The organism is Mycolicibacterium neoaurum ATCC 25795 (assembly GCF_000691525.1).
In the GTDB taxonomy this organism is placed as follows: Bacteria; Actinomycetota; Actinomycetes; order Mycobacteriales; family Mycobacteriaceae; genus Mycobacterium; species Mycobacterium neoaurum.
This window is the reverse complement of sequence record NZ_JMDW01000008.1, coordinates 914,002-929,027: the sequence shown is the minus strand read 5'-3', so window position 1 is coordinate 929,027 and position 15,026 is coordinate 914,002. Positions and strand designations below refer to the sequence as shown.

The 15,026-nt window shown below is 66.3% G+C and carries 15 protein-coding genes; 11 read left to right on the top strand and 4 right to left on the bottom strand.

The features are described 5' to 3' along the window. The first annotated feature begins 131 nt into the window (after positions 1-131). Together IC40_RS0111870 and IC40_RS0111865 are read left to right on the top strand one after the other, a co-directional pair. Positions 132-1,292, top strand: coding sequence for an iron-containing alcohol dehydrogenase (locus tag IC40_RS0111870; RefSeq protein ID WP_030134928.1), 1,161 nt, complete (start codon positions 132-134; stop codon positions 1,290-1,292). 71 nt (positions 1,293-1,363) lie between these two features. Continuing rightward, a complete protein-coding gene (locus IC40_RS0111865; RefSeq protein WP_042509958.1) occupies positions 1,364-2,602 on the top strand; it encodes a threonine/serine exporter family protein in 1,239 nt (412 codons plus the stop codon). On the opposite strand, the gene IC40_RS0111860 is transcribed toward IC40_RS0111865, so the two are convergent. Together IC40_RS0111860 and IC40_RS0111855 are read right to left on the bottom strand one after the other, a co-directional pair. Then, positions 2,526-4,268, bottom strand: coding sequence for a diguanylate cyclase domain-containing protein (locus IC40_RS0111860; protein ID WP_081843405.1), 1,743 nt, complete (start codon positions 4,266-4,268; stop codon positions 2,526-2,528). The genes IC40_RS0111865 and IC40_RS0111860 overlap by 77 nt on opposite strands. Before the next feature lie 124 nt (positions 4,269-4,392). Further along, the gene (locus tag IC40_RS0111855; RefSeq protein WP_138158145.1) at positions 4,393-4,659 is read right to left on the bottom strand and encodes a hypothetical protein; all 267 of its coding nucleotides are present in this window, start codon (positions 4,657-4,659) and stop codon (positions 4,393-4,395) included. A gap of 410 nt (positions 4,660-5,069) precedes the next feature. On the opposite strand from IC40_RS0111855, the gene IC40_RS0111850 reads away from it, so the two are divergent. From IC40_RS0111850 to IC40_RS26860, 7 genes are all read left to right on the top strand, one after another. Then, a complete protein-coding gene (locus tag IC40_RS0111850) occupies positions 5,070-6,065 on the top strand; it encodes an isopenicillin N synthase family dioxygenase (RefSeq protein WP_030134924.1) in 996 nt (331 codons plus the stop codon). A gap of 82 nt (positions 6,066-6,147) precedes the next feature. Continuing rightward, positions 6,148-7,101: a LysR family transcriptional regulator gene (locus tag IC40_RS0111845; RefSeq protein ID WP_030134923.1), complete on the top strand. Its 954-nt coding sequence runs from the start codon at positions 6,148-6,150 to the stop codon at positions 7,099-7,101. 69 nt (positions 7,102-7,170) lie between these two features. After that, positions 7,171-8,397, top strand: a complete 1,227-nt coding sequence (locus IC40_RS0111840) for an acyl-CoA dehydrogenase family protein (protein ID WP_030134922.1) — start codon at positions 7,171-7,173, stop codon at positions 8,395-8,397. Between the two features lie 26 nt (positions 8,398-8,423). Beyond that, the gene (locus IC40_RS0111835) at positions 8,424-9,473 is read left to right on the top strand and encodes a hypothetical protein (RefSeq protein WP_030134921.1); all 1,050 of its coding nucleotides are present in this window, start codon (positions 8,424-8,426) and stop codon (positions 9,471-9,473) included. Positions 9,474-9,490: 17 nt separating this feature from the next. Next, positions 9,491-10,126 carry a GPR1/FUN34/YaaH family transporter gene (locus IC40_RS0111830; protein ID WP_030134920.1) on the top strand — a complete coding sequence of 212 codons (636 nt, stop codon included), beginning with the start codon at positions 9,491-9,493 and terminating at the stop codon, positions 10,124-10,126. 165 nt (positions 10,127-10,291) lie between these two features. Further along, on the top strand, positions 10,292-10,948 hold the full coding sequence (locus tag IC40_RS0111825) for a cutinase family protein (RefSeq protein ID WP_191293504.1): 657 nt from the start codon (positions 10,292-10,294) through the stop codon (positions 10,946-10,948). Positions 10,949-11,204: 256 nt separating this feature from the next. Beyond that, positions 11,205-12,434, top strand: coding sequence for a PE-PPE domain-containing protein (locus tag IC40_RS26860; protein ID WP_051644317.1), 1,230 nt, complete (start codon positions 11,205-11,207; stop codon positions 12,432-12,434). Between the two features lie 32 nt (positions 12,435-12,466). Here IC40_RS26860 and IC40_RS0111815 read toward each other — a convergent pair whose 3' ends face one another. Next, complete coding sequence (locus IC40_RS0111815; RefSeq protein ID WP_030134917.1) at positions 12,467-13,432, bottom strand: zinc-binding dehydrogenase; 966 nt, start codon at positions 13,430-13,432, stop codon at positions 12,467-12,469. Between the two features lie 68 nt (positions 13,433-13,500). On the opposite strand from IC40_RS0111815, the gene IC40_RS0111810 reads away from it, so the two are divergent. Continuing rightward, positions 13,501-14,094 carry a TetR/AcrR family transcriptional regulator gene (locus IC40_RS0111810; protein ID WP_234411663.1) on the top strand — a complete coding sequence of 198 codons (594 nt, stop codon included), beginning with the start codon at positions 13,501-13,503 and terminating at the stop codon, positions 14,092-14,094. Between the two features lie 60 nt (positions 14,095-14,154). Continuing rightward, on the top strand, positions 14,155-14,622 hold the full coding sequence (locus IC40_RS0111805) for a VOC family protein (protein ID WP_051644316.1): 468 nt from the start codon (positions 14,155-14,157) through the stop codon (positions 14,620-14,622). A gap of 34 nt (positions 14,623-14,656) precedes the next feature. Here IC40_RS0111805 and IC40_RS0111800 read toward each other — a convergent pair whose 3' ends face one another. Further along, positions 14,657-14,836, bottom strand: coding sequence for a hypothetical protein (locus IC40_RS0111800; RefSeq protein ID WP_030134914.1), 180 nt, complete (start codon positions 14,834-14,836; stop codon positions 14,657-14,659). Positions 14,837-15,026 lie beyond the last annotated feature (190 nt).

Below are 15,026 nucleotides of genomic sequence, written 5' to 3'. Positions count from 1 at the left end.
GTTCGGCGACTCCCACGCCCACGGAATGGAAGGGGTGCACTTCTTCACCCGCACCAAAGCCATCACCACCCGCTGGCTGGACCCCTCCCACGGCGGCATCAACCTCGGCTTCCCCGAGAACGGATAAAACCATGTCTTACAACGTGACTCTTCCCCGACACAGCAAGATCGGCGCCGGCGCGGCGGCCGACCTCGGGACCCTGTGCGTGCAAGTCGGTATCAAGCGTCCGGTCCTGGTGACCGACGGCTACCTCGCCGACACCGGTCAGGCCGACCGGCTGCTGGGCATCCTGCGCGAGGCCGGCTGCGAGCCGGCGCTGTTCGCCGAGACCGTGCCCGATCCGACATCGTCATCGCTGCTGCCCGGACTCGAGACGGTACGGCGGCACCGGGCCGACGGTGTCATCGGATTCGGCGGTGGTAGCCCGATGGACACCGCGAAGGCGCTCGCTGTCCTGGCGGTCGCCGAGGGCGATATCACCTCCTTCAAGGCCCCGAACCTGTACGCCGGTCCCGCGCTGCCCATCGTCGCGGTACCGACGACTGCGGGAAGTGGCTCGGAGGCAACACAGTTCACAGTCATCACCGACGACGACACCGACGAGAAGATGCTGTGCCCCGGGTTGTCGTTCCTTCCGATCGCCACCGTGATCGACTTCGAGTTGACCATGTCGATGCCGGCCCGCCTGACCGCCGACACCGGTGTCGACGCGCTCACCCATGCCATCGAGGCCTACGTGAGCCGTCGCGCGAATCCGTTCAGCGACGGAATGGCGCTGGTGGCCATGCGCACCATCAGCGCCAACCTGCGGCGAGCGTACGCCGACGGTGAGGATCGGGCCGCGCGAGAGGCGATGATGCTCGCCTCGACCCAAGCCGGGATGGCTTTCTCCAATGCCAGCGTGGCTCTGGTGCACGGCATGAGTCGGCCGATCGGCGGGCATTTCCATGTCGCACATGGCCTGTCGAATGCCATGCTGCTGCCCGCCGTGACCAGATTCTCGGCACAGGCGGCAACCGCTCGCTACGCCGAATGCGCGCGTGCGATGCGCGTGGCCGACGATTCGGCCAGTGACGCCGTGGCGGCCGGTGCGCTGGTCGACGAACTCGACGCACTGTGCGCCGATGTCGCGGTCCCGTCACCGGCTCAGTACGGTATCGATTCGACCGACTGGGATTCCCGTCTCGAAGTAATGGCCGCCCAGGCGCTGGCCTCCGGCTCGCCTGGCAACAATCCGCGGGTTCCCGACGCCGACGAGGTGATCGAGCTGTACCAGGCGATCTACCAGTAGGCGGCCTCGTTCCCCGGCCGCATCGTGGTCCTACCGCATAGGGTGGGCGGACCGACCACGAGGGAGCCACCATGGGTAGTCCGGCATCAGCGAGCAGCACCGTGCTCGAAGTTGCTGCGATGCTCCAGAACAACGGCCAGTCCACCGGCATGACGCTGGCCGCGGTGGACAGGCTGAACAACGGTCTCGACATCTCGACGACGCTCATCCCCTCGTGGCAGTCATTGCTACTGACCGATTCTGGCGATGGCACCGGTGCGGCTCACGCCGTGCCGGTGTCACCGACGGGAGTGAACATCGCGCGGGTGGCCGCCGTCATGCGAATGGTCGACGCCGCCGAGGACGGTCCCGTGGCTCTGGCTGATGTGCGCGGCGCACTCACCGATGCGGCATCACTACCGCTTTCGCACCCCGCCCTGTTCACCCTGGCCTGTGCAGGCGGGGCGGGCGCGCTCGCCGTGATCTTCGGTGCCGACAGCCCGGCCGTGGTGCTGTTGGCGGCGCTGACCGGGGCGGTCGGAGGGATCTTGCGGCGCGTCACCGGCCGCTGGGGTGCCGGACCACTCCCCCAGGCGTTCCTCGCCGCCACGATCTCGGGCTTCATCGGTGCCCATGCGATGAACGCGCAGCTCGGGGCCGGGGCCGCCCTCGTTGCGCTGTGCGCCGTGCTGATCCTGGTTCCAGGACCGCACATCCTCAACGGGGCGCTGGACCTGTTGTCCGCACGTGTCGGGCTCGGAATGTGCCGAATCGGTTGGGCAACAATCGTTCTCACAGCGATCGGCATCGGGCTTCTGCTGGGTGTGCAGTTGGGCGGTGCACAGTTCCCGCAACTGGGGGCCGGGACCAGGACACCGCTGCCCGGCGATGTGATCGCCGCTGGCATCGTGGCGGCCTGCTACGCGGTGTACTTCTCGATGCCCTACCGGTTCATCCTGTGGCCGGTCGCTACCGGCATGCTGGCACATGCCGGGCACTGGGCGGCGCTCTCGCTGTGGCACTGCGGGCCCGCGACAGCCGCACTCATCGCGTGCCTGATCGTCGGTGCCGCGCTGGCGCCCGTCTCACATGCATTGCGAATACCCTTTGCCGGCATCGGTTTCGCGTCGGTGGTATCGCTGGTTCCCGGCTCGTATGTACTGGCCACGGTCAACGGCATGGTCGGACTCGTCGGCAATCCAGCCCCGGAGCTGTTGGCCACCACCGCCTCCAGCGCAGCGACGGCCGTCGCGGTCATCGCCGCGATGGCAACGGGTCTGGCAATACCGATTCATGTTCGCGACGTCGTGGTGAACCGTCGGCGCCGGTAGCGTCGACGGCCGGCCGCGACACGCAATAGTGCGCGAGAACCTGTGCCAGCGGTGCGATATCACGCAACTGTTCGATATCGGTGTTGCCGTAGAACTCCACCAGATACCTGGTCTCGGTCGCGTGCACCGCTACCCCCAGCACCGCGCGGTACCCGAGCACCTCCAACAAGGCCACCTCGCTGGGATCCGATGATTCGTCGTCACGGGAGGCGAAGAACGTCGACGCCTCCCTGATCGCACGCTCGGTCTCCGGGTAGTCGGCAAGCTCACCACCGTCGACGCCGAGATCGGTGAGGATCGCCAGATCCGAGTCGGGTTCGCGCACGATGTCCATCTTGCGTGCCGTCGACACCGATGCACCGTCGGCGGACACCACCGACAACGCGTAGGCGCACGTGTTCACCGCGCGCTGCATCTGGATGGCAAGGACCTCCAACGCCTCCAGACGCGAGAGTCTCGGGTTCTCGCCGAGGATCCGCACCACGCTGTCGGTCAGGAACTGTGTGCCGCGGTGCACATCGACGCTGCGGTCCCCCGACCCCACCGGAAGGTGTTCGGAGATCACCACCGAACTGAAATGAGCCGGGCCATGGCGCTTCGCCTCACGCAGTGCCGCGTCCGCGGCGGCCAGCAACTCATCACCGGTGCAGTCGCTCCGGTCGCTCGTGGCAGCAGCGCCCCAGGACACGCTGACCAGTCCGCCGACGGCTTCGCGGATGTCGCGAGTGGCGCACTTGGCCAGTTCCTGGGCGTGCACCATCGTCGCGTTGGGCACCAGGATGCAGAATTCGTCACCACCCAGTCGGGCCACCAGGGCACCCGGAAGGATCCGCGCCAGCCGAGACAGCACAGCCGCGACATCGCGAAGCAGTTGGTCCCCGGCGGGATGGCCCGACTGATCGTTGACCTGCTTGAACCCGTCCAGATCGCAGACCAGGGCCACCACGTCGACCTGGCCCCATTCGATCCCATCACAGAACTCCGAGAGCGCCCGCCGATTCGCCAGCCCCGTCAGCGGGTCTTCATAGGCGTACCCCCAGATGGTGCTGATCAGCTCCGACCGCCCGATCGCAATGGCCACGAAGGCGGCCACCGCCTGCAGGAGTTGGGCGTCGCCATGATCGAAACGACGGCCGTCGGTCCCGCTCACCCATACCTCACCCCACATTGCGTCGCCGGCCATGATCGGGACGGCGAGCTCGCACTCTTTGCCCAGCTGTTCGAGGAGCATCTTGGACCGCGCCGGACAGCCGGGATCGTCGATGTGGTGCGTGTAGGACCGACCGTCGTGTAGCAGTTCGGCAACATCCGATTCGTCCGCCACGTAATAGAATTCGTCGGAGGGCCACCGGCGCTCATGTGGTCCGAGGTTCCCCACGTTGATCAGCGTCTGCAGGGCGTTGCTTTCACGTTCCCACCGGCAGATGGACACCGATGCCGCGCCGAGAGCCCCGATGGTCTGTTCGGCGATGACCTCGAGAACGTGCGCGAACGAGTCGGGACGCAACACCGCCTCCGCTATCCGCAGCAAGGCCTTGAGCACCGGGACCTCGGCGGCGGCGCCGATGAGCTCGTCGATCACCGGGGGCCACTCGCCGTTGGCGGCCTGCCACACCTTGGCGCTGTCGATGCCGGGAGTCGCGCCCAGAACACCCTGTCGGTACATATCGGTCCCCTGCACACCCTCCGCCGCACCGAGGACGGCGCCGGTCTTGTTTGCAAAGATAGCCGCTGTCGCGCGCTTGTTCAGCGCTAATCGCGGCCGCGGGCTGGGCCACCCGGCAGTGGCCTTACGCGGTGTCGGTTCGTATCCGTCGCTGGTAGTTCCTGGCAAGTTCCGCTGCGGACTGCCGCATCATTTCCTCGGTGACATAGGAGCGGGCCTCGAAACGACTCACGGCGAACAGCGATGAACAATCCGTGAGGTATCGGGCGAGCTCGGCGCGCAGTACCTGGCGGGGTATCCACAACCCGTGGTTCTGGGCGAGCAACTCGGCCAACCGGTCGACACGCGCCTTCATCCAGGGAGCGGGGTCCTTCGCGACTCCGACCGTCATTCCGGCCCCTCGCCGTAGCGAGGAGCTGCGCATGCCCTGCCGCAGTCCGCGCCCCACCGCCGAGGTTCCCGGCGCGTCGGCATGGTCAGGGCGTGTCTCCGGACAGAGATGACGACGTCGGCTGCATGCCCGCCCGCAGTCGCCAACGACCTGAGCAGTGGCCATCCGATACCGAGTCGCCTTCACCTGTGCCCTCCGATCCCCGCCCGCACACGACCGTGCCTTCAACGATCCCACAACGGCCCAGACCGCACATCTCGACCTCCGGATTCCGGGGTCGGCTCGGGCAGGGCTCGCGTCGTTCACCGCGTCAGCATCGCCCGGATCCGGTTTGCACCGCATCTTCACGCCGATGAAGGATCTGTTGACGCGGATTGGTCCGGCGTCGGCGATGGTGCAGGGTGTCAGGAATGCTCCCGGTGCTCGATCTGTCGACGTCGCAGACAGACCCCGACGGTTTCCGTGTCGCGTTGCGCGAGGCCGCCCACACGTACGGGTTCTTCTACCTGACCGGGCACAGTGTCTCGGACGCACAGATCGCCGAGGTACTGAGGTCGGCCCGCGAGTTCTTTGCGCTGCCGGTCGATGTCAAGAACCGGATCAGTCAGTTGCAGAGCCCGCAGTTTCGCGGCTACTCCCGACTGGGCGGTGAGTTGACCAACGGCCAGGTCGACTGGCGCGAACAGATCGATATCGGCCCCGAGCGCGCCACCGTGCCCGGCGCCGAGGGTTACTGGCGGCTACAGGGCCCCAACCTGTGGCCCGAGCAGCCGACGGGGTTCCGGGCAGCCTTCGAGGACTGGGACCGATCGCTGTCGGCGGTGGGTCTGCGGCTGTTGAGGCTTTGGGCCGAGTCGCTGGGCGCTGCTGCGGACCTTTTCGACGATGCGTTCGCCGGACTGCCCGCGACACTGATCAAGGTGGTGCGCTACCCCGGTGGCGCCGCCAGCGACCAAGGCGTTGGTGCACACAAGGATTCGGGTGTGCTCACGCTGCTTCTGGTAGAGCCGGACTCGACGGGGCTGCAGGTCGAACTCACCGCGGGTGAGTGGGTCGACGTACCGCCGGTGCCCGGTGCGTTCATCGTCAACATCGGCGAACTCCTGGAAGTCGCCACCGGTGGCTACCTGCGGGCCACCCGGCACAGGGTGCTGTCACCGAAGCCGGGCACCGACCGGGTATCGATCCCCTACTTCCTCAATCCCGCCCTCGATGCCACGGTCCCGCTGATCGTGCTGCCCGACGAACTGGCAGCCCTGGCTCGTGGTGTCGAAACCGACCCCGACAATCCGATCTTCAACACCTACGGTGAGAACGCCTGGAAATCACGAACCCGCGCACATCCCGATGTCGCCGAACGCCATCACGGGATCCGGCCCACGAGCGTCCCTGGCTCCGGCTACTGAACTGACCGGTCGGGCCCGAGAGTTGCCGTCGTCATGAGCGCAACCCTGCCGGTTGCCGCAGATCCTTCCTAGTCTTCGCGAGATGTTCGACGTGCGCAGATTGGTGGTGTTGCAGGAGATAGCACGCTGCGGATCTCTCAGTGCCGCAGCTGCTGCCATGAACTACACCACATCGGCGGTCTCCCAGCAGGTCACCGCATTGGAGCGCGACCTGGGTTGCACCGTGCTGGTGCGCGGCCCATCCGGTGCGCGCCTCACACCCGCAGGTAGCACCCTCCTCGAGCACGTACCCGCGATCCTCGGTGCCGTGGCTGCCGCCGAGCGCGACCTCGCCAACGGCACCACCAATCGGCCGGGCGTCGTGCGCATCGCATCGTTCGCCAGCGCGGCGGCGGTCATCCTGCCACCGGCCATTGCTCGCACTCGACGGGTATTGCCCGGGCTGGCAGTGGAATTGGTGACAGTCGATCCCGACGACGGGGTGGAACTACTACGCAACGGCGACGTCGACGCCGCGATGGTGACCGAAGTGCCGGGGGAACACACCGACTTCCCGGGCGTGACCACGCTCGACGTCTACAACGACGAGTTCTTCGTGGTGCTGCCATCCGGACATCGCCTGGCGGACCGGATCGAGGTGCCGATGGCCGAACTGGCGCGCGAGAACTGGGTGGTGAGCAGCCAAACGGGTCTGTGCCCGGACACTCGCGTCTTCCGCAACACCTGCAAGCGTGCGGGATTCGAACCGAACGTCAGTTATCGTGCCGAAGAATACGCGACGGTACAGGGCTTCGTCGCCGCCGGGCTCGGTGTGTCCCTGGTGCCGTCACTTGCGGCATCGGGCGCACGCACCGACGTTGCCATTCGCAGGGCCGCAGGGCACCGTCCCATGCGCAAGGTGTCCATAGCCACCGCCGCTGCACCGGTACCGGCAAGCGTTCTGGCCACCGTGGTCGGATTGATCACCACGGCCGGCAAAGCCATTGCAACGCAGACCGAGTGCAGCATTGCTGCAAGCGCTTCCAGCGTCGCTTGAACCACCTGTTCACACATCTGGAGTGTCCCTAGATTTTCCCGCGGACCACGAAGCGAGGAGCCCGCACCGATGCCCACCACCATCACCGCCGTACCCGTTCTGCGAACCGTCGAGGAGGCCATAGGTGTCGCGAGGACCGTCGCGGCATCAATCGCCGAGGGGGCCGTGCAACGCGAGATCGACGGCAGCCTGCCGACCGAGGCCCTGACTCAGATCGGCAGCTCCGGTCTGCTGGGAATACTGGTCCCCAAGGCATTCGGCGGCCCGGACCTACCCCGGTCCACCGCCGTCGAGGTACTGCGCATCCTCGCGCGGGCCGACTCGGCCGTCGGCCAACTGCTGTTGGCCCATTACGTCGTCACCGCCGCCATCCGCGGTCTGCAGTCCGACGAACCCGCTCCGCGGATCTACCGAGACGTCCTCAACGGGGCTCAGCTCGGCAATGCCACCGTCGAGCGAGGAACCCGGACCAGTGTGGAGCGCACCACCACGGTGACTCGACAATCCGATGGAGACTGGGTACTCGAAGGAACGAAGTTCTACGCCACCGGATCACTCGGTGCCACCTGGATCGCCGTCGCTGCCAGGATCAGCGGAACCGACCACGGAGCAACTGTTTTCGTTCGCCCCGGTGATCCGGGCGTCATCCTGAACCTGGACCGCTGGTCGTCCTTCGGTCAACGCGGCACAGCCAGCGGCGAAGTCGTTCTGGACAAAGTCCACGTCGCCGCCGATCTGGTCATCGACGAAGGTCCAGACCCCGACCCCCTGTCGGCGGAACCGTCGGTCCTCGGCGCATTCGATCAGGCGCTGCACACCGCCATCGACGTCGGCACCGCCCGAGCCGCGCTCGAAGACGGTGCGGACTTCGTCGCATCGCGTAGTCGGCCATGGTTCGAGGCACACGTCGAACGCGCCGCCGACGAATCACATGTCATCCGCCGATTCGGGGAACTGACCGCCAAACTGTATGCCCTGGAGGCACTGTTGGCCCACGGCTCGCGCCTGGTCGACGGCGCGCTGGCCGCACCGGAAGTGACCCGCGACGCAGCGGCAGCGGCTTCGCTTCAGGTGGCAGCGGCAAAGGCCCTGGCCCAGGAGTACGCCGTCGAGATCGCCAGCGGCATATTCGAACTGACCGGGACATCGGCAACCGACACCAAGTACGCACTCGACCGGCACTGGCGCAATCTACGCGTGCACACATTGCACGATCCCGCTCGGTGGAAATACGTCCATCTGGGGCGGCACACCCTGGACGGCACCCTTCCGCCGCGTCTCGGCCTGCTCCTCTGACACCCACTACCCACCAAGGATCACTCATGACCGGCTTTTATCTCACCGGCAGCATCAACGTCCCGACCACCGCCACCGCATTCGCTCTGGTCGGAGAGCACCTGCAGCCAGGCGTGCGTCGCGTCCCCGACGGCGAACCAGGCGACCGCGCCAACTGGGTTCTGGTGCATTCGTCTCACTTCCTGTCCAACCCGACCCTCGACGTCATCGACGGACGCGCCACCATCCGCCCGGGAACCGAGGTGTCCTTCGGCGATATCGACTACCACTCCGCCGCGATCGCCTCCCATCGCGAATTCCGGTCCGCCCGCGACGCCGGAATCCTGGAGCCCGACAGCAGGTTCCTTGTCTCCATCGCCACTCCGTTCAACGCGGTGAACTCGTTCGCCCACTTCGACTCTCAGGTCGAGATCGCACTCGCGTACGAAACCGCGCTGCGACGCAGTGTCGAGAAGATACAGGACGCCATCCCGCATGCGGACTTGGCCATCCAGTGGGATCTGCCGACCGAACTGGCGACCATCGAAGGATGGTTCGCCAACCCCTACCCCGACCAGGAGTCGATCTTCGCGGCCACTGCCCGCCTTGCGGACTGGATAGCCGACGATGTCGACCTGACCTTCCACCTCTGCTACGGCGACTCGAAATTCGGGGCATCGCCCTTCATGGGTGAACCGCCCACCGAGGAGGCGGCCGCACGCGGTGGGCGGCACATCCTGCCGCGGGACGCCGGCGCGATCGTGACATTGTCCAACGGCCTTGCGCGCCATATCGCCCGTCCCATCAACGCCATCCACGCGGCGACGGTGGCCGCGTGGACCAAAAGGGCACACTGGCAACCCCTGACCGGGTTGGCCGTCGAAGCCGAGACGGAGTTCTATCTGGGCTTGCTGCACGCCGAGGACGGCGCTGCAGGCACCCGGCGCCGGGCCGCGCTCGCCGCCGAGTTCCTGCCGCAGTTCGGGCTGTCCACCGAATGTGGACTCGGACGGCACTCCGCCGAACAACTCGACGCCGTACTCACCGCATGGCAGGAACTTTCCACCACCTATCAACCCGTCCTCGCGACGGCCTGAGCACCCGAGGACATCTCATGACCGATCTGGCCACCCGCACGGCCTTTCCCGAACAGCTGCAGCCTGCCGAGGACACCATCGCGTCTCGACCAGGGGATCCCGGCCTGATCGCCTTGCCGCTGATCATCGCCGGTGGCTTCGGGCTGGGCGTCACCAATACCGGCATCCTCGACGTGCCGGCCGCCGCGGTACCAATTCTGTTGTCGGCGACGTCGATAGGGCTTCTGATCGCCACGCTGTGGTCGGCGGCGCTGGGCCAGAACGTCAACGCAACGGTCTACGGCACGTTCTTCGGCTTCTATGGGAGCTACGCGGTGTTGTCGCTGGGCCTCACGCACGACTGGTTCGGCATCGACGCTGCCGACGCCGGGGGCACCGTCGCCCTGTGGCTGACCAGCTGGCTGGTGACCATCGGCCTGCTGACCGTGCTACTGCTCCGCCTGCCCTGGACCTACCCGGTGTTGCTGCTAGTGGTCGATCTGGCCCTGGCCGCGCTGCTGATCGGAAATCTCACCGCCAGCCCCGGTGCCACGCACGCCGGCGGATGGCTGGTCTTCGTGTTCGTCGGTTTCGTCGTGTACTTCTACGCGGCGGCGCTGTGGGCGGAAACCGGCGGCCGGACTCTCCCGCTGGGGCGCCCCCTCGTCGGCTGAGGTCATCGTCAGTGCGACGCCGCTCACATTCGTTAGCGCAGCTATCTGATTTTTGGTTGACTGGGCAATGATTCAATCCAGTGGCCGCGCAGACAGGGATGAGCCGTGATCGACAGCGTGAAACAAGCCGTGAACCGGTTCGCATCGGTGCCCGCCGCGGCCGCACTGCTGGCCAGTGTGGCCGGCGGCGTGGCCATCGCACCGGCGGCGGCCGACCCATGCCCCGACGTTCAGCTGATCTTCGCCCGGGGCACCTTCGAAGCGCCCGGCGTCGGATCCGTCGGGCAGAGCTTCGCCGACGCCGTACAGCAACGCGCAGAAGGTAAGTCCGTCAACACCTATGCGGTCAACTATCCCGCCTCGCTCGACTTCGCGACCGCAGCCGATGGAGTCGCCGATGCCAGAAACAAGGTGCTCTCGACCGTATCCGCTTGCCCCGACAGCAAAGTGGTGGTGGGAGGCTACTCGCAAGGGGCCGCGGTCGCGGCATACCTCACCATGGACGCCGTGCCCGAGGGGTACCAGCTGCCGCCCACCATCACCGGCCCGCTACCCCGCGAGGTGGCCGACCACGTCGCGGCGGTCGTACTGTTCGGCAAACCATCCAGCGGCTTCCTCCAGATGATCCACACCGGCGCTCCCCCCATCACGGTCGGATCCGAATACGCGGGCAAGACCCTCGACGAGTGTCTACCGGAGGACCCCGTGTGTTCACCGTCCGGCCGCGACCAGGGCGCCCACGGCGCGTACGCCGTCCGCGGCCTCACCGGCCAGGCGGCGGATTATGTCGTCGCCAAGCTAGGGTCGTCCGCCGCGAACTGACTGATCGTCACCCTCTTCGATACGAAACGCCCACGGGCCCAACAGTTTCGCCTTGACATTTGGCGACGGTGTCGCGGGATGCCCGGGACGGCGAGACAAGCCGCGGATTTCGCTACATAATCTTGTTGAACCTGCAATTATATTGCGGGTTCGGCACCACCTGCGAATTCCCTTTGTCCACCGCTCCGCGCCCGTCGATGCATCGCCGCACCGCAGCGCGCGAGCATCGTGCGGTCTCTTATGTCGAAGGACTCCCATGAGTGTCGCGAGGCGCCTTGCCGCCGTGGGTTTTGCAGCCGCCCTCATCATCGGCGGGCGCACCGCACCGGTGGCGCAGGCCACCACGACACATCAGTCCGGCAGCACGGCTTTCTATCTGCGGTACACCTGCCTGTGCGACTCGGTTCCCCACGCCCAAGAGGCCCTCGACCTGGCGAGCGGTTACCTCGACGATGTCGGCCCCATCAACGGCATCGGCTACCCCGCCGGCCTGTTGTTCGCGCTGGACTCCGTGATCGGCGCCGGTGGAGTGAACTCCGCACTCGGGTCGGTCGCCGACGGCGTCAAGATCACCCTCATCGGCGTCAGTCAGGGCGCGATCGTGCTCAACTATGTCAAACAGTCACTGGCACTGCAGATCACCGCAAACCGCCCGCATACTGAACTGTCTTTCGTCACCTTCGGCGACCCGACGAACGGCACCGGCGGCATTGTCGCCAAAAACCCACTGCTCTGGCTGACGGTGCCCTTGGGTCCACTGCCCACCCCCTACAACACCACCGAGATCGTCCGCGAGTACGACGGGCTCGCCGACTGGCCCGACCGTCCGACCGCACTGTCGGCGGTGAACGCCCTGCTGGGCACGCTGGTCGTGCACCCCGACTATGGAGTCGCAGCGGACCCGCGCACGCCGGGCACCCTGAAAACCGTCACCACCAACATCCTCGGCGGCACCACCACCCACTATCTGGTGCCCACAGCCGAACTACCCATCACTGCGATTCTCCGCGCCGCGGGGGTCGACACATCGATCATCGACGCGTGGCTTCGACCGCAGATCGACCGTTCCTACAACCGCCCCAAGATTTCTCCGTCGGCAGCCACCACCAGCGAGGAATCCACCGCCCCGGCAGAACACGCAGCCACGCCCGAAAACACCGCCACCACCACTGTCGAGGACGCGGCGAAGGCTGTTTCACCGCAACATGTTTCGTCCTTCGGTTCGGTCGATCGTGCCGCCAAATATCAGCCCGAGGAGGCCGGCAGCTCCCACCGCGAAGCGGCTGCGTCACCGCGGGCCGCAGACACCCACGAGGACGACGCGAGTGTGCGGACGTCGGTGACCCCGACCCGCCCGACCGAGGTCGAGCGTCCGTCGGCATCTCAGGTGGACAGTGCACCCCACGACACCAACACCACGACTGAGCGGCAGACCGAAAGCCGCGACAGCGCAACACCGCATACCGACAAGGAGCCCAAGAGCTGACGAGAGTTTCAGCCGTCAACCCATGCGTCCGACTATGGCGTCAAGACGATGCGCCCGAACACCTGCCCGGCATCCATCAGACGATGCGCGTCCGCGGCACGCTCCAGCGGCAGCACGTCCTGTACCACCGCGTGCAATGCACCGCGCGTCACGGCGTCGAACTGTTGCCGGCGAACAACATCTTTGGCGTCCTCGCCGATGGTGTCGAGGCTGAACGTCGCCAGCGAGCGCGATAGCTGGAACCCGCCCAACAAGCGTGCTCCCACATCTTCAGGCACCGGCCCGGCCACCATGCCTGCGATGACCATCCGGCCGTTCGGTGCAAGCCGGTCGATGAACTCCGGGACGGCGTCACCGCCCACGATGTCGATGATCACGTCGAAATGTGTCGGCGCGTCAGGATCGCCATTGCCCTCGCGATCGAGGATGTGCGTGGCGCCGAGCTCGCCGAGGCGTTGCCCGCGATCCCGCGAGGACGTGGTGACCGCGACGACCTTCGCACCCGCAGCTGCAGCGAGTTCCACCGTGGCGATGCCGATGCTGCCCGAGCCGCCGCGTACGAGGACGGAGTCGGCGGAACCGAAGTGGGCGTGGGCCAACGCGAAATGTGCGACGGGACCCGCGCCTCCCACCGCGACGGCATCCACGTAGGACAGCTCGTCCGGTAACACCGCGATATCCGATACCCGGGCGGTTGCGAAAGCGCAGTAACCGCCGCCGATTCCGGTGAACGCCCACACCCGCCGTCCCACCCAGGAAGCGTCGACATCGGCTCCGACCCCCGACACCACCCCGGCCACCTCACTGCCGGGGATCAGCCCGGCGGGCACCGGATGCATATCCGCGACAGTGCCGCGTCGGATCATCGCGTCCACACCACCGACTCCGATCGCCGCGGTCTCGATCACGACCTGATCCGGTTCCGGTGTGGGGTGCGCGATATCGATGATTTCCATGCCGCTCGGATCGCCAAACCGCTGGATTCTCACTGCGCGCATCGGCCAACTCCTCATCTCACGTCGAGTACGCTCGGACGTTAGTGGACGACCCCGTCCACTTGACCCAAGTGAGAAGCACCGCCACTCAGATGACCCAGATGTTGCGCTCGGACGCGCGAGACAACCGCGACCGTGTGCTGGCTGTGGCACGCGAATTGTTCGCCGAACGCGGACTCGAGGTGACCATGCGGGAAATCGCACGGCGGGCCGAGGTCGGCCCGGCGACGCTCTACCGACGCTTCCCTTCCAAGACCGATCTCGTGGGCGCGGTGTTCGCCGACGAAGTGCGCCTGTGCACCACGATCGTCGACGAAGGATGCGCGGACACGGATCCCTGGCGTGGGTTCTGTTCGGTGATCGAGCAGGTCTGTGTGCTCAACGGACGTAATCAAGGTTTCGTCGACGCATTCACCTCGGCGCAATTCGACACGGCTCAGTTCGACGCGTCCGACTACGCCGCTCACCGCCGAGCGGCATTGGCATCCCTGACCGCACTGGCGCGCAGGGCGCAGGCGGCAGGTCGGCTGCGCGCCGACTTCACCATCGATGACCTCATCCTGGTCCTGCTGGCCGGACGTGCCCTCGCGTCGATACCCCAACACAGGCGCGAAGCGGCGGCGCGGCGCTTCGCCGCGTTGGCCATCGACGCCTTCCGCGCCTGACCCGGGCTGGCTCGCCGTGTAGTGACACCGGCGGGTGGTGTGGTCTGCGACACTCCTGTCATGATCCAGGGCTTCTCGCATATCGGAATCTGCGTCACCGACCTCGACCGTTCCATCCGCTTCTACACCGACGTCTTCGGATTCGTGAAGCTCTATCAGCTGGACTTCGACAACAACGAGGTCGCCGCCACCATGGAGCAGGAAGGCCGGTTCCGCTCCGCGATGCTCATCCGCAACGACATCCGGATCGAGTTGCTGCAATGGGTCGATGTGCCCACCACCGGTTCCGGACAACGCAAACCGATGACCGAACTCGGCTTCACCCACCTGTCGTTCCGCGTGGAGGACGTCGACGGCCTGACCGAAGCGATCGTGGCCGCGGGCGGGACGTTCGTAGAGTCGACCCGCACGGTGCTGGGGGATCCGGCGGATCCCACCTCGGGACGCTTCATCTATCTGACCGACCCGGACGGCACCCGTATCGAGTTGATGCAGAACGTGCCCGACCTGTCCGGCATGAGCGGGTGAGCACTCAGGTTACGTCGCGTCGTACCGTCTGCGACTAAGGCTGTTTCCAGCCGGTGATGCGCAGGTAGGGGTCGGCGCCGATGTTGTCCTCGGGCCGACCCCCGTGTTCGACCTCGGTCTCGGATACATCGACGGCGGCCACCGTCTGGGACAGGTCGACCGGCGGCGGTAGCACCGAGTATTTGCTCTTCGGTGGTTGCTGTTCCTCGCCCATATCAGCCCCTCCCCTGTTGACACTGCTTTGTCCTGTCGCACATTCTGGCTGATCTCGCGGGCCACAGTGTCACGAACGGCTGGCGAGCCGCGAGAGCGACGTCGACCCGCTCACCGGCTTAGTACCTCGATCAGCGCTTTCTCCCGTGCGCAACGTCACTCGACCGAAACCCGTTCCCCCAAGTCGGTTA

Bases quoted from the DNA above. Each gene is read 5' to 3' on its own strand.
- IC40_RS0111870 (WP_030134928.1), top strand. From the start codon at position 132: ATGTCTTACAACGTGACTCTTCCCCGACACAGCAAGATCGGCGCCGGC.
- IC40_RS0111865 (WP_042509958.1), top strand. From the start codon at position 1,364: ATGGGTAGTCCGGCATCAGCGAGCAGCACCGTGCTCGAAGTTGCTGCG.
- IC40_RS0111860 (WP_081843405.1), bottom strand. From the start codon at position 4,268: ATGTACCGACAGGGTGTTCTGGGCGCGACTCCCGGCATCGACAGCGCC.
- IC40_RS0111855 (WP_138158145.1), bottom strand. From the start codon at position 4,659: ATGACGGTCGGAGTCGCGAAGGACCCCGCTCCCTGGATGAAGGCGCGT.
- IC40_RS0111850 (WP_030134924.1), top strand. From the start codon at position 5,070: ATGCTCCCGGTGCTCGATCTGTCGACGTCGCAGACAGACCCCGACGGT.
- IC40_RS0111845 (WP_030134923.1), top strand. From the start codon at position 6,148: ATGTTCGACGTGCGCAGATTGGTGGTGTTGCAGGAGATAGCACGCTGC.
- IC40_RS0111840 (WP_030134922.1), top strand. From the start codon at position 7,171: ATGCCCACCACCATCACCGCCGTACCCGTTCTGCGAACCGTCGAGGAG.
- IC40_RS0111835 (WP_030134921.1), top strand. From the start codon at position 8,424: ATGACCGGCTTTTATCTCACCGGCAGCATCAACGTCCCGACCACCGCC.
- IC40_RS0111830 (WP_030134920.1), top strand. From the start codon at position 9,491: ATGACCGATCTGGCCACCCGCACGGCCTTTCCCGAACAGCTGCAGCCT.
- IC40_RS26860 (WP_051644317.1), top strand. From the start codon at position 11,205: ATGAGTGTCGCGAGGCGCCTTGCCGCCGTGGGTTTTGCAGCCGCCCTC.
- IC40_RS0111815 (WP_030134917.1), bottom strand. From the start codon at position 13,432: ATGCGCGCAGTGAGAATCCAGCGGTTTGGCGATCCGAGCGGCATGGAA.
- IC40_RS0111805 (WP_051644316.1), top strand. From the start codon at position 14,155: ATGATCCAGGGCTTCTCGCATATCGGAATCTGCGTCACCGACCTCGAC.
- IC40_RS0111800 (WP_030134914.1), bottom strand. From the start codon at position 14,836: ATGGGCGAGGAACAGCAACCACCGAAGAGCAAATACTCGGTGCTACCG.